The 22,648-nt window shown below is 69.2% G+C and carries 22 protein-coding genes; 11 read left to right on the forward strand and 11 right to left on the reverse strand.

Annotated features, from left to right (window positions below):
* Positions 1–170: 170 nt before the first annotated feature.
* From zomB to glf, 5 genes are read right to left on the reverse strand one after another with little or no spacing between them, the layout of a single operon-like run.
* Entirely contained in the window at positions 171–2,168 is a 1,998-nt protein-coding gene (gene zomB, locus ACZY1G_RS15145; protein ID WP_463812658.1) for a flagellar motor control protein ZomB, read from the reverse strand.
* The gene (locus ACZY1G_RS15150; RefSeq protein WP_463812659.1) at positions 2,146–3,072 is read right to left on the reverse strand and encodes a decaprenyl-phosphate phosphoribosyltransferase; all 927 of its coding nucleotides are present in this window, start codon (positions 3,070–3,072) and stop codon (positions 2,146–2,148) included. Before ACZY1G_RS15150 ends, zomB begins: the two co-directional genes overlap by 23 nt.
* Positions 3,069–3,596, reverse strand: coding sequence for a phosphatase PAP2 family protein (locus ACZY1G_RS15155; RefSeq protein ID WP_463822836.1), 528 nt, complete (start codon positions 3,594–3,596; stop codon positions 3,069–3,071). The genes ACZY1G_RS15150 and ACZY1G_RS15155 overlap by 4 nt, the downstream gene beginning before the upstream one ends.
* Positions 3,589–5,538, reverse strand: a complete 1,950-nt coding sequence (locus tag ACZY1G_RS15160) for a glycosyltransferase (RefSeq protein ID WP_463822837.1) — start codon at positions 5,536–5,538, stop codon at positions 3,589–3,591. Before ACZY1G_RS15160 ends, ACZY1G_RS15155 begins: the two co-directional genes overlap by 8 nt.
* Complete coding sequence (gene glf / locus ACZY1G_RS15165) at positions 5,535–6,752, reverse strand: UDP-galactopyranose mutase (protein ID WP_463822838.1); 1,218 nt, start codon at positions 6,750–6,752, stop codon at positions 5,535–5,537. The genes ACZY1G_RS15160 and glf overlap by 4 nt, the downstream gene beginning before the upstream one ends.
* A gap of 177 nt (positions 6,753–6,929) precedes the next feature.
* Here glf and ACZY1G_RS15170 point away from each other — a divergent pair, with 177 nt between their 5' ends.
* Positions 6,930–7,928, forward strand: a complete 999-nt coding sequence (locus ACZY1G_RS15170; RefSeq protein ID WP_463812664.1) for a hypothetical protein — start codon at positions 6,930–6,932, stop codon at positions 7,926–7,928.
* A gap of 178 nt (positions 7,929–8,106) precedes the next feature.
* Positions 8,107–9,723 (forward strand): N-acetylmuramoyl-L-alanine amidase, encoded by a 1,617-nt coding sequence (locus ACZY1G_RS15175; protein WP_463812665.1) that lies wholly within the window; start codon positions 8,107–8,109, stop codon positions 9,721–9,723.
* A 15-nt stretch (positions 9,724–9,738) separates the two neighbouring features.
* On the opposite strand, the gene ACZY1G_RS15180 is transcribed toward ACZY1G_RS15175, so the two are convergent.
* The 3 genes from ACZY1G_RS15180 to ACZY1G_RS15190 are packed head-to-tail and all read right to left on the reverse strand — an operon-like array spanning position 9,739 to position 12,068.
* Positions 9,739–10,551 (reverse strand): HAD family hydrolase, encoded by an 813-nt coding sequence (locus ACZY1G_RS15180; RefSeq protein ID WP_463812666.1) that lies wholly within the window; start codon positions 10,549–10,551, stop codon positions 9,739–9,741.
* Positions 10,548–11,294, reverse strand: a complete 747-nt coding sequence (locus ACZY1G_RS15185; RefSeq protein ID WP_463812667.1) for a lysophospholipid acyltransferase family protein — start codon at positions 11,292–11,294, stop codon at positions 10,548–10,550. Before ACZY1G_RS15185 ends, ACZY1G_RS15180 begins: the two co-directional genes overlap by 4 nt.
* 3 nt (positions 11,295–11,297) lie before the next feature.
* Positions 11,298–12,068 carry a lysophospholipid acyltransferase family protein gene (locus ACZY1G_RS15190; RefSeq protein ID WP_463814759.1) on the reverse strand — a complete coding sequence of 257 codons (771 nt, stop codon included), beginning with the start codon at positions 12,066–12,068 and terminating at the stop codon, positions 11,298–11,300.
* Between the two features lie 40 nt (positions 12,069–12,108).
* Between ACZY1G_RS15190 and ACZY1G_RS15195 the strand changes: the two genes are divergently transcribed.
* Genes ACZY1G_RS15195 through ACZY1G_RS15205 form a run of 3 tightly spaced genes read left to right on the forward strand, consistent with a single transcriptional unit; the run spans position 12,109 to position 14,745 of the window.
* Complete coding sequence (locus tag ACZY1G_RS15195) at positions 12,109–12,804, forward strand: phosphotransferase (protein WP_463812668.1); 696 nt, start codon at positions 12,109–12,111, stop codon at positions 12,802–12,804.
* 37 nt (positions 12,805–12,841) lie between these two features.
* Complete coding sequence (locus ACZY1G_RS15200) at positions 12,842–14,404, forward strand: Rieske 2Fe-2S domain-containing protein (RefSeq protein ID WP_463822839.1); 1,563 nt, start codon at positions 12,842–12,844, stop codon at positions 14,402–14,404.
* The gene (locus ACZY1G_RS15205) at positions 14,401–14,745 is read left to right on the forward strand and encodes a hypothetical protein (RefSeq protein WP_463812670.1); all 345 of its coding nucleotides are present in this window, start codon (positions 14,401–14,403) and stop codon (positions 14,743–14,745) included. The genes ACZY1G_RS15200 and ACZY1G_RS15205 overlap by 4 nt, the downstream gene beginning before the upstream one ends.
* Here the strand turns inward: ACZY1G_RS15205 and serS are convergent.
* Positions 14,742–15,998 (reverse strand): serine--tRNA ligase, encoded by a 1,257-nt coding sequence (serS, locus tag ACZY1G_RS15210; RefSeq protein ID WP_463822840.1) that lies wholly within the window; start codon positions 15,996–15,998, stop codon positions 14,742–14,744. The genes ACZY1G_RS15205 and serS overlap by 4 nt on opposite strands.
* A 94-nt stretch (positions 15,999–16,092) precedes the next feature.
* Here serS and ACZY1G_RS15215 point away from each other — a divergent pair, with 94 nt between their 5' ends.
* From ACZY1G_RS15215 to ACZY1G_RS15225, 3 genes are read left to right on the forward strand one after another with little or no spacing between them, the layout of a single operon-like run.
* A complete protein-coding gene (locus tag ACZY1G_RS15215; protein WP_463812672.1) occupies positions 16,093–17,493 on the forward strand; it encodes a septum formation family protein in 1,401 nt (466 codons plus the stop codon).
* Entirely contained in the window at positions 17,493–17,843 is a 351-nt protein-coding gene (locus ACZY1G_RS15220) for a metallopeptidase family protein (RefSeq protein ID WP_463823007.1), read from the forward strand. Before ACZY1G_RS15215 ends, ACZY1G_RS15220 begins: the two co-directional genes overlap by 1 nt.
* A gap of 56 nt (positions 17,844–17,899) precedes the next feature.
* A complete protein-coding gene (locus ACZY1G_RS15225) occupies positions 17,900–18,097 on the forward strand; it encodes a hypothetical protein (protein WP_463812673.1) in 198 nt (65 codons plus the stop codon).
* Here ACZY1G_RS15225 and ACZY1G_RS15230 read toward each other — a convergent pair.
* Both ACZY1G_RS15230 and pheA read right to left on the reverse strand, forming a co-directional pair.
* Complete coding sequence (locus ACZY1G_RS15230; protein WP_463812674.1) at positions 18,077–18,772, reverse strand: histidine phosphatase family protein; 696 nt, start codon at positions 18,770–18,772, stop codon at positions 18,077–18,079. The genes ACZY1G_RS15225 and ACZY1G_RS15230 overlap by 21 nt on opposite strands.
* The gene (gene pheA, locus ACZY1G_RS15235) at positions 18,769–19,686 is read right to left on the reverse strand and encodes a prephenate dehydratase (RefSeq protein WP_463812675.1); all 918 of its coding nucleotides are present in this window, start codon (positions 19,684–19,686) and stop codon (positions 18,769–18,771) included. Before pheA ends, ACZY1G_RS15230 begins: the two co-directional genes overlap by 4 nt.
* A 106-nt stretch (positions 19,687–19,792) precedes the next feature.
* Here pheA and ACZY1G_RS15240 point away from each other — a divergent pair, with 106 nt between their 5' ends.
* The 3 genes from ACZY1G_RS15240 to ACZY1G_RS15250 are packed head-to-tail and all read left to right on the forward strand — an operon-like array spanning position 19,793 to position 22,646.
* A complete protein-coding gene (locus tag ACZY1G_RS15240; RefSeq protein ID WP_463822841.1) occupies positions 19,793–20,563 on the forward strand; it encodes a DUF2470 domain-containing protein in 771 nt (256 codons plus the stop codon).
* 46 nt (positions 20,564–20,609) lie between these two features.
* Entirely contained in the window at positions 20,610–21,368 is a 759-nt protein-coding gene (locus ACZY1G_RS15245; protein ID WP_463822842.1) for a CPBP family intramembrane glutamic endopeptidase, read from the forward strand.
* Positions 21,369–21,377: 9 nt separating this feature from the next.
* Positions 21,378–22,646, forward strand: a complete 1,269-nt coding sequence (locus tag ACZY1G_RS15250) for an LCP family protein (RefSeq protein ID WP_463822843.1) — start codon at positions 21,378–21,380, stop codon at positions 22,644–22,646.
* The last annotated feature ends 2 nt before the right edge of the window (positions 22,647–22,648 follow it).

Consider the following 22,648-nt stretch of genomic DNA (forward strand, 5'->3'; position numbering starts at 1 on the left):
GTCCCCGACCCGGCCTCGTGCTCGTGTAGTCAACCACACCTTTGTGGCCGTCTCTTGTCGCCGCGATACGCGCTCGCGACCCGTCGTCCCATGCCTATCCGGCATATCTTCGCCAGGGAGTCCTTATGTTACGAAAGCAGACTCCATGACGCCTGGCCAAATCGTGGGGCTCACGGGCCGGTCGGCGGGAGCCCCTTGTAGGGCGGGTTCACCGGCTCCGGGATGGGCAGACCGCACCGGGCGAGCTCGTAGAGCGGCACGCGGTCGATGCGGTAGCGGGTGTACTCCGCGGCGTGCACGACGTTGGACAAAAACCGCCGAACCCCCATCGGCGCACGGATCGCGTCGAGCACCTTCTCGGTCTCCGGGCACTTCAGTGCGGCCTCTGCCTGACGAATCCAGTCCTCGTCCAGATACTGCGGAATCCACGGCGGCTCCTTGAGGAACGGGCCCTCGGCCACCGCCCAGTCGGGGAACAGGTTCTTGTCGTGTCCGATCCGGCCGTCGGTCAGCCGCGCGGTGTGCGCGGCCAGCGGGTTGGCCAACCCGATCTGGTCGATCACGCGGACGTCGAGGCCGACGTTCATGCCGAGCATGCCGAGGTTGGTGAAGAACACGGTGTGCGGGCCGACGTAGCCGCCGACCGCCGCCTTGCGGACCTCCGGAGGCGGCGGCAGCGCGGGCACGACGTCCCAGCGGTCGTAGTTGCCCGACGGGAGCAGGAGCGCCCCGTCGGGGGTGTTGTCGATCGCGGTCAACACCGCCCGCATGCGCGGATAGTCCAGATAGTCGGCCGCGGTCAGCGGGTGAGCGTGCCCGGTGGCCTGGGAGTAGAACCGGCGCTCGTCGACGATGCCGCTGTAGGTCACCCGGGTGGCGTCGGCGCCCAGACCCGGCGAATTGGCCGCCCACAGCGCCCATCCCGCCACAGCCAGCCACAGCACCGCGGTCGCGCCGGCATAGAGATAGCCGGCGCCGCGCGCCATCCGGGTGCGGTCGGGGAGAAGCAGCGGGATCACCGCGACCGGCGCGAGTAGACAGAACATCGGGGTCAGCAGCACCCGGCCGTGCATGAAGTCACCGCCCTGCCGGATCCAGTAGACGGCCTGCAAAAGACCGGACACCAGCATGAACGCCACGACCGCAGGCGGGCTCTGGACGGTACGGGCCACCCAGCCGGATTCCCTGCGAGCGTTGCCCGTCGGGGTGCGCTGCGCCCATCGGGGCCGGCCGCGCAGCAGCAGCACCATCAGGCCCAACCCGATCAGCAGAATCGCCGGCGCCCACAGCAAATAGGGCCGATTGAAGTTGGCCAGGTACACCAGGCCCTGATCCCACTTCGCGCCCGAGGCATCCTTGGCCAGCGCGGTCCCAGGCACCAGCAGCCCGTAGTAGCCCATGCGAAAGATCTGATACACCACCGGAATCAGGCCGCCGGCGACGACGAGGATCGCCCGGGCGGCCCATCCGGTGGTTGCGATCAGCATCATCACCAGGGCGACGCCGCCGATCAGCGCCAACTCGGGACGCACCAGGACCGAGAATCCCGCGACGAAGGCGAGAGCGATCTGGAAGCCGCGGGATGCGCCCCCGCGACGAGGGGCCTGCGACCAGCAGACCATCATCCACCACAGCAGCCCGAGATACGCCAGCACCAGACCGTTTTCGAGCCCGGAGGTGGCGAAGTCACGTGCCGGCGGAACCGCGATGTACACCAGCGCGCCCGCGGGCAGGAAGATCGCGCGGCGTCCGCCGAGACCCGGGGCGTACAGGCGCGCGGTGCCCAGCATCACCAAGACCACACCGAGCACGCTGAGCACGAGAGCCAGCACCAGCGCGACGTACTCGAGCCGGGCCGACCCGGAGACGAATCCGCCGAGCGTCACCAGATAGGACCAGGCGGTCGAGGTGTTGGCCTCCACCCGCTCGCCGGCGTTGAACACCGGGCCGTTGCCTGCCAACATGTTTCGCACGGTGCGCAGCACGATCAGGCCGTCGTCGGCGATCCACCGGCGCTGCCAGGCGCCCCACCCGAAGAGAGCGGCCACCGCGGCCACACTGACCCAGAGGCTGATCCGCCCCCACGCGTGGTACGGAAAGGCGGGCCACCGGTTCAGCCGGTCCGCCGCCGCGGAGGTGATGCGGTCAGCTGAAGACGATTGCGGCACCGATGGTCCCGATCCACGCCAGCAGCAGCAGCTGCAGAACCCGGTCCTTCAGTGCGATCTCCTCCGGTTCACCGGCCAGTCCCCCGTCGACGTCGACGGCGTAGCGCAGGATCGCGATCGTGATCGGGATGATGGTGATCGCGTACCACGAGGCGTTGGTGCCGTCGCGTTCGAAGGCCCACAGGCTGTAGCAGACCACCATCGCCGTGGCCGCGACCGTCCACACGAACCTCAGATACGAGGCGGTGTAGCTCTCCAGTGATTTGCGGATCTTGGCGCCCGTGCGTTCTGCGAGTTGCAGTTCCGCATACCGCTTCCCGGCCACCATAAACAGCGAGCCGAACGTCATCACCAGCAGGAACCACTGCGACAGCGGGATGCCCGCGGCCGCGCCGCCGGCTATCGCGCGGATCAGGTACGCCGACGAGACGATGCAGATGTCCAGCACGGCTTGGTGTTTGAGCCCGAAGCAGTAGGCCAGCTGCATCGCGATGTACACGGCGATGACCACGACGAGGTTGGGGGAGGCCAGGAAGGCGAGACCGAGCGACGCGACACCGAGGACCACCGCCAGGGTGTAGGCCAGCCACTGGGGAACCACGCCCGCCGCGATCGGCCGGAATCTCTTGGTCGGATGCTGCCGGTCGGCCTCGACGTCCCGCGAATCGTTGACCAGATAGATGCACGAGGCCGCGAGCGAGAACGCCACGAACGCGATCACGATGTTGACCGCCATCACGTCGTAGTCGTAGCGTGCCGTGCCGCCGAACGCCGCGATCGGAGCGGCCAGCACGAGGAGGTTCTTCACCCACTGCCGCGGCCGGATCGCCTTGATGATGCCGGCCGGCAGGTTCTTGGGCGGTCCTGCCGCCGATCCCGTCTCGCGAACCTGGGATGTACTCATCGCGACCCTCCTTCGAACACCTCGGCGGCCTTGGCGACCGCACCGGCGACGGCTGCGCCGACGGCGACACCGGCGACGACGTCGCTCGGATAGTGCACACCGAGGACCAAGCGCGACAACGCCATCGGCGGCACCAGCAGGGCAGGCAGCGGCAGACCGGTCGGCCGGGCCAGCAGCACCGCTGCAGCCGCGGTCGACGTGGCGTGCGCCGACGGAAAGCTGAGCCGGCTGGGGGTGCCGACGTTCACCGCGATCTCCGGGTGGTGTGGGCGGGCACGGCGGACCACGCGCTTGATCAGGACCGCGGCGGCGTGCGCGGCGAACGCGCCGACACCGGCGGTCACGTACTCCCGCCGCCGGGCAGGCACCAGCCACGCACCGAGCGCGGCGACGGCGAGCCAGCCGAGGCTGTGCTCACCGAAGTGGGACAGTGCCCGCGCCGCAGGCAGTACGCCGGGGCGCTGTGCCACGGCCGACTGCACGGCCACCAACACGGCGTCCTCGCCGCGCGGCGTCTCAGCCACGGCTGGTCTCTGGACTGGAGTCCAGGAGCACGCTCTCCCACTTCTGCGTGCTGGTCAACATCGGCAGGGCGGAGCGGTACACCTTGCGCATCTTGTTGAACTTCCGAGCGAGCAGCGCCTGCCGCTTGAGCGACTCGCGCAGCAGCTCGAACATCTTCTCCCGGTCACGCTGGCGGTAGACCACGCCGCGGCCGTCGGCGGTGGTCACGGTGACGCCGTCGACGTTGCACAGTGAGAACCAGCGCGCGTCCTGGGTGGCGACGTTGACCTGCGGACGCTCGTGGTGCTCGGGATCGTGGGGCTTGAGCTGGTGCACCACACCGCGGCCCAGCCGCAGCGAGATCGCCAGCGGGTTGGTCGGGATCTCCACCTTCTTGCGCCAGCGCTTGTCCGACGGGGTCGGCAGCGTGGTGGCGCTGGGCAGGACGACCGCGTCGGGGTACTCCTGGCGCATCGCGCGGACGTCGGGCAGCGAGGACTCCAGGATGGAGAAGAGTCGCTCGGGTCCGGCGAGGAAGTCGTCCATCGCCTTGTTCTGGATCGCGACGGTCGAATACTCAAGGCAGAGAAGATGTTTCAGCGTCGCCTTGAGGTGGCTGCGCAGCAGGCCGCGGATGTTGCCGTCCCAGTGCAGGGCCGCCACGATCAGCCGGTTGCGCAGATGGAAGTACGCCTGCCAATCGATCGCGTCGTCTTTGTCGCTCCACGCCATGTGCCAGATCGCCGCACCCGGCAGCGTCACCGTGGGGTAGCCGTGCTCGCCGGCACGCAGACCGTAGTCGGCGTCGTCCCACTTGATGAACAGTGGCAGCGGCTGACCCAGCTCCTCGGCGACCTGGCGCGGAATCATGCACATCCACCAGCCGTTGTAGTCGACGTCGATGCGACGGTGCAGCAAGCGGCTGCGGTACTCGTCCTCGTCGTTGAGCGGGTACTTCGCGAAGTTGTGGTCGTACTCGGTGTTGACCGCCCCGGTCCACATGAAGTTCTCGGAGTCGACCATCTCACCCATCACATGCAGGTGGCTGGGCTCCTGCAGGTTGAGCATCTGGCCGCCGACGAGGGTGGGCACCTTGGCGAAGCGGTTCATCGCCAGGGCCCGCAGGATCGAGTCCGGCTCGATCCTGATGTCGTCGTCCATGAACAGGATCTGTTCGCAGTCGGTGTTCTTCAACGCCTCGTACATCACGCGGCTGTAGCCGCCCGACCCGCCGAGGTTGGGCTGGTTGTGGATCGAGAGCCGGTTGCCCAGCGCGGCGGCGGCCTCGGCGAAGCCGGGATGGTCCTTGGCCTTCTTGGTGCCCTGATCGGAGACGATGACAGCGCTGATCACCTCGTCGACCAGCGGGTCGGACGTCAACGCGGCCAGCGCGCTGACACAGTCCGACGGCCGGTTGAATGTCGGGATACCGACGGCGACGTTGGCGCGGCCGGGCGCCGGGATCGGGGCGTACCAGCCCGCGTGGTGCAGCGTCGTCGGCGCGTCGGTGGTGATGTCGAACCAGATCCAGCCGCCGTCCTCGAAGGGCGTGAGATCGATCTCGAACTCGGCCACGGCCGGCTCGTCACCCACGCTGACCACGGGGGCGCCGCCGACGGTGATGCGGGCACCGGTGGCCTTGCTGCGGTAGACGTCGACCCGGGCGCTGCCGGTGAGCTCCACCCGCAGCACCACGCTCTCCAGCACGGACCAGCGCCGCCAGTAGCTGGCCGGGAACGCGTTGAAGTACGTCGCGAACGACACCTCGGATTCGGTGCCGATCTCGAGCGTCGTGCGGGTGGGGGCGTGCGCGCGCCGGGCGTTGGTGTCCGACTCCTCGATGTAGAGCTTGCGGACGTCGAGCGGCTCACCTGGCCGCGGCAGGATCACGCGCGACAGCGGGCTCACCGCCTGCGACTGGCCTGACGCGAGCGCACCGGACGGGATGTCGGTGGTTGTCATGTGTCTGTCTCCTCGGCCAGCGGCGCACCGTCACGCAGATGCGGCGCCAGCGTGTTGTCGTACATGTTGAGCGCGCTGGCGATCGCCATGTGCATGTCCAGGTACTGGTAGGTGCCCAGCCGCCCACCGAAAAGGACCTTCGCCGAGGCGGTCTCGGCCTTGGCCCGGGTGCGGTAGGACGCGAGCAGCGCGCGGTCGGACTCGGTGTTGATCGGGTAGTAGGGCTCGTCATCGGCCTCCGCGAACCGGGAGTACTCCCGCATGATCACCGTCTTGTCTTCTGGGTAGGCCCGCTCTGGATGGAAGTGACGGAACTCGTGGATGCGCGTGAACGGCACGTCGGCGTCGTTGTAGTTCATCACCGGGGTGCCCTGGAAGTCACCGGTCGGCAGCACCTCGAGGTCGAAGTCCAGCGTGCGCCAACCCAGCCGGCCTTCGCTGTAGTCGAAGTAGCGGTCGAGCGGACCGGTGTAGACCACCGGCGCGTCGGGGTTGGCGGCGCGCAACTCTTCGCGCACGTCGAACCAATCGGTGTCGGTGCGCACCTCGATGCGGTCGTCGGCGGCCATGTTCTCCAGCCAGGCGGTGTAGCCCTCGACCGGCAGACCTTCGTAGGTGTCGTTGAAGTAGCGGTTGTCGAAGGTGTAGCGCACCGGCAGCCGGTTGATGGTCGAGGCGGGCAGCTCCTTGGGGTCGGTCTGCCACTGCTTGGCCGTGTAGTCCTTGACGAACGCCTCGTACAGCGGGCGCCCGATCAGCGAGATGGCCTTCTCTTCGAGGTTCTGCGCGTCGGCGGTCTCGATCTCGCCTGCCTGCTCGGCGATCAGCGCCCGCGCCTCGTCCGGGGTGAAGTAGCGCCCGAAGAACTGGCTGACCAGCCCCAGGCCCATCGGGAACTGATAGGCCTGCCCGTTGTGCAGGGCGAACACCCGATGCTGGTAGCCGGTGAAGTCGGTGAACTGCCGCACGTAGTCCCACACCCGCTGATTGGAGGTGTGGAAGAGGTGGGCGCCGTAGCGGTGCACCTCGATACCGGTCTGCGGCTCTGGTTCGGAGTACGCGTTGCCGCCCAGGTGCGAACGCCGTTCCAGGACCAGGACGCGCTTGTCGAGCTGGGTGGCCACCCGCTCGGCGATCGTCAGACCGAAGAACCCGGAGCCGACGACATAGAGGTCGAAGGCACCTTCGGGCAGGCGGGAATCAGAGGAGAACATCGGCAGCAAGGGTATCTGACGGTGGGTGCGCGCCCCGCGGTGGCGCAACGGCGGAGGTCGCAATTAGCTCACGATTCCATATCGTCACTCTAGTCTCATCAGTCACATCAGTACCATCAATCGCGTAGCACAAATCCGCGATCTACCGCCTGTAGTCCATGTATTGAGGAGACTTCCGTGCCGAACCGACGTCGCCGCCGGCTCTCGACAGCCCTGAGCACAGTCGCCGCTCTGGCCGTCGCAGGTCCCGTTGCAGTTGTCGCCACCACCCAGCTGACCTCGCCGTCCCCGCAGCAACCGCAGCACCGCGAGTTCCGCCAGGCCGCCACCATCACCGATCTGCCCGGCGAGCTGATTTCCGCGCTCACGCAGGGTCTTTCGCAGTTCGGAATCAACCTGCCCCCGCTGCCCACCGGCCTGTTGACCGGCACCGGAGCCGCGTCACCCACCACCCTGTCCCCCGGGCTGGGCACCGGCCTGGGCACAACAGGCCTCGGTACGGGCCTCGGTACGCCGTCGCTCACCGACCCCGGTCTGGCCAACCCCGCGCTGACCAGCCCGATCGGCGCGACCCCGTCGCTGACCGACCCGGCGCTGAGCGCACCCGGCCTGACGACGCCTGGTTTGACGACGCCTGGTTTGACGACGCCTGGTTTGACGACGCCGTCGCTCACCGATCCAGCACTGAGCGCACCCGGCCTCACGACCCCGTCGCTGACCACACCCAGCCTGACCACACCCGCAGGGCTCACCACGCCGGGGCTGAGCACTCCCCCGGCGCTCACCGATCCCGTACTCGGCGCAGCCCCGATCTCCACCGCCGGGTTGCCTGCCGCGGGCGAGGTGCCGATCTCGGCTCCCATCGGCCTCGACCCGGCGCTGGGCGCGGGCTACCCGATCCTGGGCGACCCGTCGCTGGCAGCCACCCAGCCGGTGGCCTCCAGCAGTGGCGGTCTGCTCGGTGACCTGAGCAGCGCGGCCAACTCGCTGGGTGCGGGCGAGGCCATCGACCTGCTCAAGGGCGTCCTGATGCCGGCGATCATGTCGGCCGTCAAGCCTCCTGCCGCAGCGGCGGCCGCCGCACCCGCGGCAGCGGTCGACGCGGCCGGTGCCGCGGCCGCCCCGGCCCAGGCCGGGCTCGGCGCTGCCGAAGCGGCGCTCGACTCCGGCGCCTGACCCTCGAGCCACTCACGACCCGAGCCACCCACGACCCGAGCCACCCACGACCCGAGCCACCCACGACCCGAGCCACCCACGACGATGGCACCGCAGAAGCCTTGCGCTCTGCGGTGCCGTCGGCGTGTCCTGCGTGTCGGAACACCAGTAACAGCTGACACATACGTAACATCAGCCCGTGCTGTGTCGTCGCCCGAGGTCGACACTGATCGCCGCGCTGGCGGGGACGGTGTTGCTCACCGCGCTGCTCGTGCGCGCGATCGTCACCGCCGCCCCGTCGCCCACCCCCGCAATCGCCGCTCCGCAGATGGCCTCCCAGCCCCTGGCCGAGCTCGGCGGAGGCCGCACGGTCCGGGAGATCCACCAGGACACCCCGTTCTCGATGGTCGCGCTCACGTCAGGTGACCTGACGGGCACCACAGCCCGCGTGCGGCCGAAGAAGGCCGACGGCAGCTGGGGGCCGTGGTACGACGCCGAGACACTCGAAGGCGTCGGCCCGACCAGCCACGAGGCCCCCCGCGGCACCGAACCCGTCTTCGTCGGAAAAACCACGACGGTGCAGATCGAGGTCACTCGTCCCCCGAACGCCCCCGTCACCGGACGCGCAGAACCTCCGCAGGGCGCGCGACCGGGACTCGGCTACATCCCGGCCACCGTCGAGCAACCGTTCGGCGAGAACATCAACGCCGTGCTGATCAGCCCTCCACAGACGCCGGTCGATCTGCTCCCGCTGCCCAACGCCGCGACCCCGCCAGGGCAGCCGCCGAGCATCATCAACCGGGCCGCATGGGGCGCCGACGAGTCGATGCGCTGCGGAGAACCGCGCTACGACAACAAGATCCAAGCCGGCGTCGTGCACCACTCCGCGGGCAGTAACGACTACACGCCCCAAGATTCGGCAGGGATCGTCCGCTCGATCTACGAGTACCACACCCGCACCCTGGGCTGGTGCGACATCGCATACAACGCGCTCGTCGACAAGTACGGGCAGGTGTTCGAGGGCCGCGCCGGCGGCATCTTGCGACCGGTCGAAGGCAGCCACACCGGCGGGTTCAACCACAACACGTGGGGCGTGGCGATGCTCGGCAACTTCACCGACGTGCCCCCGACTCCGATCCAATTGCGCACCACAGCAAGGCTTCTCGGCTGGGTGCTGGGGCAGGCCGGAGTCGACCCGAAGGGTACCGTGGTGCTGCCGTCCGAGGGCGGGGCGTTCACCAAGTTCCCGTTCGGCTCGTCACCGACGCTGCCGACGATCTTCACCCACCGCGACGTCGGCAACACCGAATGCCCGGGTAACGCCGCCTACGCGGTGATGGACCAGATCCGCAACATGGCAGCAGCATTCAACGAGCCACCCGGTGCCGACATGCTCATCGAGCAGCTGCGCGGCGGCGCGATCTTCACCACGTGGGAGAAGCTCGGCGGGGTACGCAGCTACCTCGGGAAGCCGACCTCACCCGAAGCGTTCGGCGAAGGCCCGACCCGCTATGCCACCTTCGAGCACGGCGCGGTCTATTGGTCACCGGCCACGGGTGCCGAGCCCATCACGGGCGAGCTATACAACGCCTGGGGCACACTGGGATTCGAGCGCGGAGCGCTGGGCCTGCCGACCAGCGCAGAGATCGCCGAACCGCTGTGGATCGTGCAGAACTTCCAGCACGGCACCCTCAACTTCGACAGGGAGAAGGGCACCGTCACCCGCGTGCTCGACGGCATCCCGGTCGAGCTGACCCGCCGGGGTGACGCGCCGGTCCAACTCGAGCGCTTCACTCCCCCGATCAACCCGGCCTGAATCAGGCCCAATCACTCAGCCCCAGAACCGCTCCAGGACGCGCGCGACCCCGTCCTCGGCGTTGGTGGCCGTCACCTCGTCGGCCGCTGCCACCGCGTCGGGATGAGCGTTGCCCATCGCGACCCCCAGCCCCGCCCACGCGAGCATCGGGACGTCGTTGGGCATGTCGCCGAAGGTGACGATGTGCGCGGCGTCGATGCCGAGCGGTGCACTCAATTCCGCGATGCCGGTCGCCTTGCTGATGCCGGTGGGGACGATCTCGATCAGCCCGTTGTTGGTCGAGTAGGTGATGTCGCCGGCGCGGCCGACGTGCTCGAGCAGCACCGCCGCCATGTCGGCGCTGCGCGCACCCGCCTTGCGGATCAGCAACTTCACCGCGGGCGCACTGAGCAGATCGTCCAGCGAGACCTCGGTGTTGTCCGGATTGAGCCACGCATGTTCGTAACCCGGCGAGCTGACGAACTGCGGAGTCGCCGCGTCGTGCGCGGATCGGCCCACCCGCTCCACCGCGAGACCGGCGCCGGGGATCACCCGCGCGGCGATCTCGGCGAGCTCGGCCAAGTCATCGGCGGACAGCGTGCGTGCGCTGACGATGCGATCCGCGGACGGGTCGTAGATCACAGCGCCGTTGGCGCACACCGCCATCGGCGCGAACCCGAGTTGGTCGACGATGGGGGTGATCCAGCGCGGCGGCCTGCCCGTGGCGAGCACGAACTGTGCACCCGAGTCGACGACGGCGCGCACGGCCTCGCGGGTGCGCGGGCTGACGATCTCGTCCTCGTCGAGCAGTGTGCCGTCGACGTCGGTCGCGACCAGTTCTGGTGTCATGCGGACCCTCCCCGCTTGCGGGCCCGCTCGGCGAGCTCGGCCTCTTCGCGCCGGGCGGCTTCGACCGGCGTGGGCGCGCTTCCACCGAGCCGCCGGGGCAGCCACGGCGCCCCGGGCGGCGCCGGGTACCCCTGTTGAGCGTCGTGCAGCAGCCCGGTCATCGCCTCCCTCATCCGGCCATTGAGTTCGTCGACACCCTTGTCGGGGGCGATCGGTGCACCCACCGCAACGGTGACGGGAATCTTGTTGCGGCCCAACGCTCGTGGTTGATCTTTGGTCCAGATTCGCTGCGCGCCCCACACGATCAGCGGCACGATCGGTACCTGCGCCTCACGCGCCATTCGGGCCGCACCGCTCTTGAATTCCTTCAGCTCGAAGCTGCGGCTGATGGTGGCCTCGGGATACACCCCGACGATCTCGCCGGCCCGAAGTGCCTGCACGGCATGGGCATAGGCTTTCGCGCCGGCCCTGCGATCCACCGGAATGGTCTTGGTGTGCTTGATCAGAAAGGCGACGATCTTCACCTCGTTCATCTCGGCCTTGATCATGAACCGCATCCGGCGGCCCCGGCGCATGGCCGCCAATGCGGCGGGCAGCCAGTCGACATAGCTGGTGTGGTTGATGGCGATGACGGCGCCCCCGGCGGCAGGCAGGTTCTCCACCCCGCGAAAGGTGATCGTCGTTCCGGTGGCCCGCACCGCCAGCATCGCCGTGATCTCGAGCGAGCGGAAGACCGGCTCCACGGCTTATCCCGGCGCCTCGGTGGACGGCCCGGCGCGACGGGCGGCCTTGGCGGCTGCCTCTTCGGCGTCCATCCGATTGGCCTCGGCCAGGGTCGGCGCGCCGCCGCCGAGGCGGTGGGGCACCCAGAACTCGCCGGGCGGATGCGGCCCGTAGGCGTCTTGCACCTCGGTCAGCAGATGCTGCATCCGCGAATGCAGCAGAGCGGTCAGTTCGGCGGCGGGCAGCGTCGGGTAGATGGGCGCACCCACCGCGATCGAGATCGGCACCTTGGGTCGCCACATCTTCTTCGGATGACCCTTGGTCCAGATGCGTTGGGCGCCCCACACGATGTGCGGCACGATCGGCACGCCGGCGTCGATCGCCATCCGGGCCGCACCGGACTTGAAGTCCTTGATCTCGAAACTGCGGCTGATCGTGGCCTCGGGGTAGACGCCGACGAACTCACCGTCGGCGAGCTTCTGCACCGCCTCGGCGTAGGACGCCGCGCCGCTGTCGCGGTCGACCGCGATGTGCCGCAGGCTGCGCATGATCGGCCCGGTGATCTTGTGGTCGAAGACTTCTTTCTTCGCCATGAACCGGACCTTGCGGCCCAGGTGCTGCCGGTAGGCGGGCAGCCCGGCGAACGTGAAGTCGAAGTAGCTGGTGTGGTTGATCGCGATCACCGCACCACCGGTGCGCGGCAGGTTCTCGACGCCGGTGACGGTGAACGTCAGGCCCTGCGCCCGCCAGACGAGGCGGGCGAGCTGGATGACTGTGCCGTATACCGGTTCCACCACAGGCGCCAGCGTAGTGCGTGGCACAGTGGGGCTCGCCGTGAGTACGCCGAGCCACCCGATGCCCGTCCCTGCCGTCGTGTCCCACATCGCGGGCGGTCGGCCGGTGACCGCGGTGTGGGTCAACGAGCTGGGCGGGGTGACCTTCTCCGTCGGCGGCGACCCGCCCTGCGAGTTCGTCAAGACCTACCCCTATGCGGTTGCCCATCTGCTCGACGACGAGGCGGTGCGGCTGAGGTGGGCACGTGCGCGCCACCCCGTGCCCGAGGTGCTGGCCAGCGGTCACGGCTGGTTGCGCACCGCGGCGCTGCCCGGCCGCTCGGCTGTCGACGCGCGGTGGACCGACAGGCCCGCCGACGCCGCACGGGCCATCGGCGCCGGGTTGCGCGCGCTGCACGAGGCTCTACCGGTCCCCGACTGCCCGTTCGGACCGCCGTCGTGGATCGGCGCCGACGCTCCCCCACCAGACCGGCTCGTGGTCTGCCACGGCGACGCCTGCGCCCCCAACACCCTGATGGCCGACGACGGTTCGTTCGCCGGCCACGTCGACCTCGGCGACCTCGGTGTCGCCGACCGGTGGGCCGACCTCGCCATCGCGACGATGTCGTTGGACTGGAACTATCCGGGGGACGGTTGGCAGGCTCTCCTGCTCGACGCGTACGGGGTGCGCCCCGATGTCGAACGCATCGCGTTCTACCGGCAGCGGTGGAACGACGAGCCGTCGCCGCCGGGCTAAGCTGACAGGCGAGCAAGCAGTCGTCAGAGGGGTATTTGTGCAGGTCACCAGTGTCGGGCACGCCGGCTTTCGCATCGATACCAAGGCCGGGAGCATCCTGTGTGATCCGTGGGTGACGCCGGCGTACTTCGCGTCGTGGTTCCCCTTCCCGGACAACGGTCAGCTCGACTGGACGGCGCTGGGCGATGTCGACTACCTCTACGTCTCGCACCTGCACAAGGACCACTTCGACCCGGTGATCCTGCGCGAGCACGTCACCAAGGACGCGGTGGTGTTGCTACCCGACTACCCCGTCCCGGACCTACGCCGTGAGCTGGAGAAGCTGGGCTTCCACCGGTTCTTCGAGACCACCGATTCGGTGAAACACCGCGTCAGCGGACCCAAAGGCGATCTCGACGTGATGATCATCGCCCTGCGCGCCCCCGCCGACGGTCCGATCGGCGACTCCGGGCTGGTCGTCTCCGACGGCGAGACGGTGGCGTTCAACATGAACGACGCCCGACCGGTCGACCTCGACGTGCTGGCCGCCGACTTCGGTGACATCGACGTGCACATGCTGCAGTACTCCGGGGCGATCTGGTACCCGATGGTCTACGACATGCCCGACCGTGCCAAGCACGCATTCGGCGTGCAGAAGCGTCAACGACAGATGGACCGTTGCCGGCAGTACATCGCGCAGGTCGGCGCCACGTGGGTGGTCCCGTCGGCGGGTCCGCCCTGCTTCCTCGATCCTCAGTTGCGCGATCTCAACGACGACCACGGCGATCCGGCGAACATCTTCCCTGATCAGGTGGTGTTCCTGGACCAGATGGCCAGTCACGGACACACCGGCGGCCTGTTGATGATTCCGGGATCGACGGCGACTTTCACAGGCTCGCAACTGGATTCGCTGAACCACCCGCTGCCCGACGACGAGGTCCGGGCGATCTTCACCACCGGCAAAGCTGACTACATCGAGGCGTACGCCCAGCGGATGGCGCCGGTGCTGGCCGCCGTGAAGGCGTCCTGGGCGCCGGCGGAGGGTGAACCGCTGCTCGAGCCGCTGCGGGAACTGTTCGAGCCGATCATGTCGGCCTCCGATCAGATCTGCGACGGCATCGGCTATCCCGTCGAGCTGCGCCTGTCATCCCGAGGCCATCAAGAAACAGTGGTGCTGGACTTTCCCAAACGTGCTGTGCGCGAACCCGTCTCGGACGAGAAGTTCCGCTACGGTTTCGAGATCCCGGCCGAGCTGGTGCGCACGGTCGTGCGGGATCACGAACCGGACTGGGTCAACACCATCTTCCTGTCCACGCGGTTCCGGGCCTGGCGGGTCGGCGGATACAACGAATACCTCTACACCTTCTTCAAGTGTCTGACCGACGAGCGCATCGCCTATGCCGACGGGTGGTTCGCCGAGGCGCACGACGACACGGCATCGATCACGCTGGACGGCTGGGAGATTCAGCGGCGCTGCCCCCACCTGAAGGCTGATCTGTCGAAGTTCGGTGTGGTGGAGAGGAACACGCTGACCTGCAATCTGCACGGCTGGCAGTGGAATCTGGACAATGGCCGGTGCCTGACCACCAAGGGCCACGAGCTCAGGTCGCAGAAGCTGTGAGCGCCGGCGCCATCTCGAGCCCGTTCTACGACGACGGGCTCATCCAGCTCGACCGGGAAGCGCTGACACTGCGCCGCTACCACTTCCCGTCAGGCACCTCGAAGATCATCCCGCTGCGCGACATCCGCGGCTACGAGGTCAGCCCGCTCGGCATGTTCATGTCACGATTCCGGCTGTGGGGCACCGACTTACGGTGCTGGTTACCGCTAGATGTGAACCGGCCGCGAAAGTCCACGCTGGTCACCCTCGACGTCCGCGGGGCGTTCCCTCGGCCCGCGTGCACACCGGTGGATCCGAAGGCGTTCGTCGCGCTACTCGAAAATCTGCTCGACGGGCACTAGTTCGGCGTGAGCACCTCGGTGCCGAGGTAGGGCACCAATGCCTCGGGCACCCGCACGCTGCCGTCGGGCTGCTGGTGGTTCTCCAGGATGGCGACCAACCAGCGCGTGGTGGCCAGCGTTCCGTTGAGCGTCGCGGCGATCTGCGGCTTGCCGTTCTCGTCGCGGTAGCGCACCGCCAGCCGGCGGGCCTGGAACGTGGTGCAGTTCGAGGTCGAGGTGAGCTCCCGGTAGGTCTGCTGGGTGGGCACCCACGCCTCGCAGTCGAACTTGCGGGCCGCAGACGATCCGAGGTCGCCCGCTGCGATGTCGATCACCCGGTAGGGCACCTCGATCGCGGCGAGCATCTGGCGCTGCCAGCCCAGCAGCCTGTCGTGCTCGGCCTCGGCGTCGGAGGGCCGGCAGTAGACGAAGCCTTCGATCTTGTCGAACTGGTGCACCCGGATGATGCCGCGGGTGTCCTTGCCGTAGCTGCCCGCTTCGCGCCGGAAGCACGACGACCATCCGGCGTAGCGGCGCGGACCGGCGGACAGGTCGAGGATCTCGTCGGAGTGGTAGCCGGCCAGCGGCACCTCGGAGGTCCCGACAAGATAGAGATCGTCGTCGGCGAGGTGGTACACCTCGTCGGCGTGGGCACCCAGGAACCCGGTGCCGGCCATGATCTCGGGGCGCACCAGCACCGGCGGGATCATCAGCGTGAAGCCGTTCTCGGTCGCGGTGCGGACCGCGAGCTGGAACAGCGCCAGCTGCAGCAGCGCGCCGTAGCCGGTGAGGAAGTAGAACCGCGACCCGGAGACCTTGGCGCCGCGATCCATGTCGATCAGACCCAACGACTCACCGAGGTCCAGGTGATCCTTGGGATTGTCCAGTGCGGGGGGTTCCCCGACGGTGTCGAGCACCACGAACGCGTCCTCGCCGCCGGCGGGCACGCCGTCGATGATGACGTTGGCGATCGCCATGTGCGCCGCGGTGAAGGCCTTCTCGGCCTCGGCCTGGGCGGCTTCGGCGGCCCGCACACGCTCGGCGAGTTCCTTGGCCGTGGCCAGCAGCGCGGGGCGCTCGTCAGGTGAGGCCTTGCCGACCGCCTTGCTGGCGGTCTTCTGCTCGGCGCGCAGGGTGTCCGCCTCGGAGATGGCGGCTCGGCGGGCGACGTCGGCATCGGCCAGGGCGTCGACGAGGCCGGGGTCTTCACCGCGCGCTCGCTGGGATGCCCGCACCGCGTCAGGGTTTTCTCGCAGCACTTTCAGGTCGATCACATCGCGCAACCCTACGGGCCGCGGCGTCAGCCGCATAACGTTACAACTGCATCACTTGTCACAGCACCTGACACGCCTGCCACAATGGTGGGCAATGTTCTCGTCGTCGTCGAACCAGCCTTCCGCACCGCCCGCCGGCCCGGAGCGGCGCTCGACGCGCTGGTGGCACAGCCTGCAGGCCGAGTCGACGCGCCGCGCTCTGCTGCTGACCGCCCTGGGTGGCCTGCTGATCGCGGGAGTCATCACCGCTCTTCCGCAGGCCGACCCTGCCGGGGGACTGACCGCCAACTCGATCTCGCTGGGCCCGCGCGGCAACGACACGTTCGACCACGCCAAGAGCGGCGACTGCCTGAACTGGCCGGAACGCACCCCCGACGCCGCCGAGGTCGTCGACTGCACTGCCGAGCACCGCTTCGAGGTAGCCGAATCCGTCGACATGCGCACGTTCCCGGGGAGCGAGTACGGTCCCGACGCCGCGCCGCCGTCGACCGCGCGCATCCAGCAGATCAGCCAGGAACAGTGCACGGCCGCGGTCCGGCGCTACCTCGGCGCGAAGTTCGACCCCAACAGCAAGTTCACGATCAGCATGCTGTGGTCCGGCGACAAGGCCTGGAAGCAGTCCGGCGAGCGCCGGATGCTGTGTGGCCTGCAGCTGCCCGGCCCGAACAACCAGCAGCTGGCCTTCACCGGCAAGGTCGCCGACATCGACCAGTCCAAGGTGTGGGCCGCCGGCACCTGCCTGGGCATCGATCCGACCACGAACCAGCCCACCGACATCCCCGTCGACTGTGCGGCCCCGCACGCGATGGAGGTCACCGGCGCGGTGAACCTCGCCGAGAAGTTCCCTGGAGGGCTGCCGCTCGAGGCCGAGCAGGACACCTTCATCAAGGACACCTGCACCAAGATGACCGACGCCTATCTGGCGCCGATCCAGCTGCGCAACACCACGCTGACGCTGATCTACAGCACGGTCTCGCTGCCCAGCTGGTCCGCCGGCAGCAGGCAGGTGTCGTGCAGCATCGGCGCCACGCTCGGCAACGGCGGCTGGTCGACGCTGCTCAACAGCGCGAAAGGCCCGTTGATGATCAACGGGCAGCCGCCGGTGCCGCCGCCCGACATCCCCGAGGAACGTCTGAACCTGCCGCCGATCGACGTGCCGGACGTGCCGGACACGTCGTCGCAGTCGAGCAGCTCCAGCTCCAGTTCAGGGTCGAGCTCGAGCTCCCAGTCCACCCAATCGGACGACAGCAGCCAGCAGACGCAGCACATGCCCCAGCTGGCGACCACAGCCGCGCCGACGGCCACCCAGCAGGCGCCGGCCACCGATCAGCTGCCGCCGCAGGGCAACACGTTCCTGGGCGGCCCACCGCCCCCGCCGGCCGCGCCACCGGCAGATGTGCCGTTGCCGCCCGCCGAGCAGGCACCCCCGGCTGCGCCGGCTCCGGTCGACCAGGTACCTCCGCCGGCCGTGCCGTTCCCACCGCCTGCCCCGTGATGGCCGTGCGGATGAGTCCGCAGCGGTTCGGCGAGCTGGTCGGCGACGCGCTCGACCTGATTCCCGGCGAGCTGGCCGCGGCGATCGACAACGTGGTCATCCTGGTGGCCGATCGCCATCCCGACGAGCCGGAGTTGCTCGGGCTCTACGAGGGCGTGGCGCTCACCGAACGCGACTCGTGGTACGTCGGCGCGCTGCCCGACACCATCACGATCTATCGCGACGCGCTGCTCGACATGTGCCACACCGACGCCGAGGTCATCGACGAGGTCGCGATCACGGTGATCCACGAGATCGCCCACCACTTCGGCATAGACGACGAGCGCCTGCACGAACTCGGCTGGGGCTGAACGTCACTCGAGCGCGGCAACCCGATCCTGTCGGCGATCGGTGCTATGAACGGACCATGAGCGATCAGTGCCGTGCCTGCGCGGCGGGTCTCGAGCACTGCCACGGTGCGCTGATCCACCACGCCTACCGCCGGGAAGAGTGCACCGAGGACGGCTGCCTCACTCCACCCGCCGCCCACGACATGCATCTCGACTGCGGTGCCGTCGGCTGCGCGTGCGACGACATGCGGGTCTCAGCCCATCGGGTCGGCTGACGCCTCGCCACCGTCGCCTGCGGCCGCCACCGAAACATCGGGCCCGAACGGCGGCGTCAGAGCACCCCACTGCAGGCAGCTCCAGCGCCCGTCGGTGACGGGCGCCAGCACCACTGCTTCGGTGTTGGCAAGGTGGTGGTCGATCGCGAAGGTGCTGTCCACGCCGGCGAGCACGGCGGCCACCAGCCGGATGGCCGCGCCGTGGCTGACCACGACGATGTCGCTGCCCCAGCTGTCGTCGTCGAGGTAGCGCATCCGGAGGTCGTCGAGCACCGGGACGTACCGCTCCAGCACCTGGTGGCCGGATTCGCCGCCGGGTAGCGAAAGACCGAGTTCCCCCTCCTGCCAGCGCCGGTAGATCTCGGTGAACTGGTCGTGGGCAGCCTCGTCGGAGCGGTCTTCCAGGTCGCCCACCTGTACCTCGTGGAGGCCGTGGAACTCCGAAGGCGGTCGCGTGGCGCCGAGCGCCGCGCTGATCTCCTGGGCGGTCTGCACGGCGCGGGTCGCGATCGAGTGCGCGATCAGACCGGGCTCGTGCGTGAGCGTGCTCGCGAAGCCGCGGGCCTGCTCGCGGCCGAGGTCGGTGAGATGGGCACCCGGAGGGCGGGTGTCGAGCCGTCGCGCCACGTTGCTGTGCGTCTGTCCGTGGCGCACCAGCAGGAGTCGACCACTCACGGCGTGCCCTCGCGCAGCCGCCCCAGCCACGTCGTCGCCTCGTCGGTGGTCGGGGGCGGGGTGCCCGCCGGATCACCGGTGGGCCACGACCCCAGGTAGCGCACGTCGTCGCAGCGCCGATGCAACGCACGCAGCGCCTCGGCCACCGGGCCGTCGTCGATGTGGCCCACGAAGTCGAGGAAGAATTTGTAGCTGCCCAGTTCGGTCCTGGTCGGCCGCGACTCGATGCGGGTCAGGTCGATGTCGCGGATGGCCAGTTCGGTCATCGCCATCGCCAGGGAGCCCGGCACGTTCGCCAGCCGCAGCACCACCGACGTCCGGTCGGCACCGGTGCGCGCCGGAGGCGCGGCAGGCGCTCCGACGAGGACGAAGCGGGTTCTGGCGTTCGGCTCGTCGACGACGCCGGCGGCCACCGTGTCCAGGCCGTACCGCTCGGTGGCCAGCGCCGTCGTGACCCCGGCGTCGGCCCGCCCGGCTGCCACGTCCGCGGCGGCCGCCGCGTTGGACAGGGCGGGCAGCAGCGTCGCGTCGGGCAGGTTCTCGGCCAGCCACTTCTTGACCTGGGCGGTGGCGACCGGGAAGCCCGCGACGGTGCGCACCGACGCGGCGGTCACTCCTGGCTGCACCGCGATCGTGAACGACACGTCGAGGGTGAGTTCGGCATAGATCTGCACGGGCGGTCCGTCGGCGAGGCTGTCCAGCGTCGGCAGCACGGATCCCTCGATGGAGTTCTCGATCGGGACACAGGCGAAGTCGGCCTCGCCGCAGCGCACGGCGGCAACGGCCGCGGGGGTGCTGTCGATGGCGATTCGGGTGACGGGGCCCGATGCGGGGATCAGCTGGTCGGCGTCGAGCTTCCGCAATGCCGCCTCGGTGAACGTCCCCTCAGGGCCGAGGTAAGCGATGCGGGACACGGGGTCAGCCTATCGGGTGGGCGCAGTTGTCCTGGTCGACGACGGAACGCCTTGCGAGATCTGCCTGACTTGAATAAGTTAGCCTCACCTTACTTTGGGAGGCGGGATGACTGTGCAGGCACCGACGACGGCTGAGCGGATTCGCAGCGCGTGTGCGCGCGCAACCGGCGCGATGGTCGCCACCGACGGGATCGACCCGACTCCCACCCCGGTGGTCCACCTGCTCTGCGACGGGTCGGTCGCCCTGACCGTCCCCGCCGCGAGCGCGCTCACCGCGACCGTCGCCGCGGCCGGTGCCGCCGGCGTGCAGGCAGTGCTCGAACTGACCGATTACGCACCGCTGCCGCTGCGTGAACCCGTCCGCTCGCTGGTCTGGATCCAGGGCCGGCTGTGGACCGTTCCGGACCGCGAGGTGCCCGCGCTGCTCGATCTGATCGCCGCGTCCAACCCCCACCCCGCTCTGCTGGAAGTCAACAGCGACGAGGCGCAGGACGAGCTGATGCGCCTCGAGATCGAGTCCGTGGTCGCCGCGGACTCGACCGGCGCCGAATCGATCTCGGTCGCGAGTCTGCTCGGCGCACTTCCCGACCCGTTCTGCGCGATGGAGTCCGCCTGGCTGCAGCATCTGGAGGCCGAGCACCGCGACGTCGTCGACCGGCTGGCGAGCCGGCTGCCCGGCACGCTGCGCAACGGCCACGTGCGTCCGCTCGGACTCGACCGCTACGGCGTCGCGCTGCGTGTGGAGTCCGCCGACGGTGACCACGACGTGCGGCTGCCGTTCCCGCAGCCGGTCGACGACGTGACGGGGCTGAGCCGGGCGATCCGGATCCTGATGGGGTGCCCGTTCCTCAACGGGTTGCGCGCCCGCCGCGTCTGACGCGCGCCCGGATCGAAAGGCCCGGCGCACCGCTACCGTAGCTGCGGTGAGCGAACCGCCGACCGATGCGCAGCGGCGCGCCCTGCGCATCGAGATCGCGGTGGTCCTGGCCGTCACCTTCGGGCTCAGCGGCTACACCGCGCTCCTGCGCCTGATCGAAGCGGTCCTGCTGGGACTGTCCGGGCAGACGGTGGCACTCAACCCGCGCCGGTCGCCGTTCAGCCTGATCGACCTCGGCCTCAACCTCGCCGGACTGTTCCAGCTGCTGGCCTGGGGCGGTCTCGCGCTGTACCTGCTCTGGCGCGCCGGCGACAGCCCCGCACGCATCGGATTGGCCCGATTCCGTTGGCGCACAGACTTTCTCGGCGGCGTCGGACTGGCCCTGATGATCGGGATTCCCGGGCTGGCGCTCTACCAGCTCGCTCGTGTCCTCGGCGTCAACGCCTCGGTTGAACCCGCCGAACTCAACGACACCTGGTGGCGCATCCCGGTGCTCCTGCTGTTGTCGTTCGGCAACGGGTGGGCCGAGGAGGTGGTCGTCGTCGGCTTCCTGCTGACCCGGTTGCGTCAGCTGCAGGTCAACCCGTGGGCGGCGCTCGCGCTGTCGAGCCTGCTGCGCGGGGTCTACCACCTCTACCAGGGCTTCGGTGCGGGACTGGGCAACGTCGCGATGGGCCTGGTGTTCGGCTATGCGTGGCAACGCACCGGCCGGCTGTGGCCACTGATCGTGGCGCACACGCTGATCGACGCGGTGGCCTACGTCGGGTATTCGTTGCTGGCCGGTCGATTGACCTGGCTGCAGTAGGTTCTTGCTGTGAACGACGAGCGGCCGCCCGTCCCCCGGCCGGCGCCACCGCCCCCGCCGCGTGGTTATCCGCCGCGGCGGGAGCCGCCGCCACAGCTGCGACGCGACCCGCGCTACCGTCCGCCGGCACCCCCGGCGCAGGCCGTTCCGCCGCCCCCGCCGCGCCGACCCCCCGCGCCTCCTCCGGTCCCGCCGCGCCGACCCCCGGCTCCGCCCCCCGCCCAGGTGCGCAGACCCCCGCCAGCCGCGCGGCCACCAGCCGCGCACCCGCCGGCCCTGCCCGTCCCGCCCCAGCGCCGCACCCCGCGACGCCGCATACACTGGCTGCGTCTCATCCCGATCGTGCTGCTGGTGGCAGTGCTGTCGATGATCGGCGCCGGCGCCTGGATCGACACCACGCTGCGACGCGTCCCCGCACTGGCCGACTACGCCGACCGACCCGCCCAGGGCGCCGGAACCACCTGGCTCCTCGTGGGTTCCGACAGCCGGTCGGACCTGACGCCCGAGCAGCAGGCCGAGCTCGCGACCGGCGGCGATCTGGGCTTCGGCGGCTCCGCGCGCACCGACACGATCCTGCTGGTCCATCTGCCCGGGCTCGGGTCGAGCACCCCGGCGACGATGGTGTCGATTCCCCGCGACTCCTACGTGCCGATCCCGGGATACGACAGCGACAAGATCAACGCTGCGTTCTCCCTCGGAGGCCCCGCGCTGCTCACCCAGACCGTCGAAGAGGCGACCGGGCTGCGCATCGACCACTACGCGGAGATCGGCTTCGGCGGGTTCGCGGGCCTCGTCGACGCGGTCGGCGGCGTCACCGTCTGCCCACCGGAACCGATCAACGATCCGCTGGCCGGCATCGATCTGCCCGCCGGCTGCCAGCACGTGGACGGGCAGCAGGCGCTCGGCTTCGTCCGCAGCCGCGCCACCCCGCGCGCCGATCTCGACCGGATGGTCAACCAGCGGGCCTTCATGTCCACACTGATGCATCGCGCGGTGAGCCCGTCGGTGCTGCTGAACCCGCTTCGCTGGTACCCCATGACCACCGCAGCCGCTGACACCGTCACCGTCGCCGACGGCGACCACATGTGGGATCTCGCGCGGCTGGGCTGGGCGTTGCGCGGCGACATGCAGACCATCACGGTGCCGATCGGCGAGTTCACCGAGAACGGCTCCGGCTCGATCGTCGTGTGGGACAGCGACGCCGCACAGCAGCTCTTCTCGGCACTGGCGTCGGATGCGCCCATTCCGCAGGACGTGCTCGACGCCGCGAATCCCTGAGC

The sequence above is a fragment of the Mycobacterium sp. IDUB_5 genome, assembly GCF_055419565.1.

Excerpts from the sequence above, each read along its gene's own strand:
- ACZY1G_RS15150 (WP_463812659.1), bottom strand. The coding sequence starts at position 3,072 with ATGAGTACATCCCAGGTTCGCGAGACGGGATCGGCGGCAGGACCGCCC.
- ACZY1G_RS15180 (WP_463812666.1), bottom strand. The coding sequence starts at position 10,551 with ATGACACCAGAACTGGTCGCGACCGACGTCGACGGCACACTGCTCGAC.
- glf (WP_463822838.1), bottom strand. The coding sequence starts at position 6,752 with ATGTTCTCCTCTGATTCCCGCCTGCCCGAAGGTGCCTTCGACCTCTAT.
- ACZY1G_RS15225 (WP_463812673.1), top strand. The coding sequence starts at position 17,900 with ATGAGCGATCAGTGCCGTGCCTGCGCGGCGGGTCTCGAGCACTGCCAC.
- ACZY1G_RS15240 (WP_463822841.1), top strand. The coding sequence starts at position 19,793 with ATGACTGTGCAGGCACCGACGACGGCTGAGCGGATTCGCAGCGCGTGT.
- ACZY1G_RS15160 (WP_463822837.1), bottom strand. The coding sequence starts at position 5,538 with ATGACAACCACCGACATCCCGTCCGGTGCGCTCGCGTCAGGCCAGTCG.
- ACZY1G_RS15215 (WP_463812672.1), top strand. The coding sequence starts at position 16,093 with ATGTTCTCGTCGTCGTCGAACCAGCCTTCCGCACCGCCCGCCGGCCCG.
- ACZY1G_RS15220 (WP_463823007.1), top strand. The coding sequence starts at position 17,493 with ATGGCCGTGCGGATGAGTCCGCAGCGGTTCGGCGAGCTGGTCGGCGAC.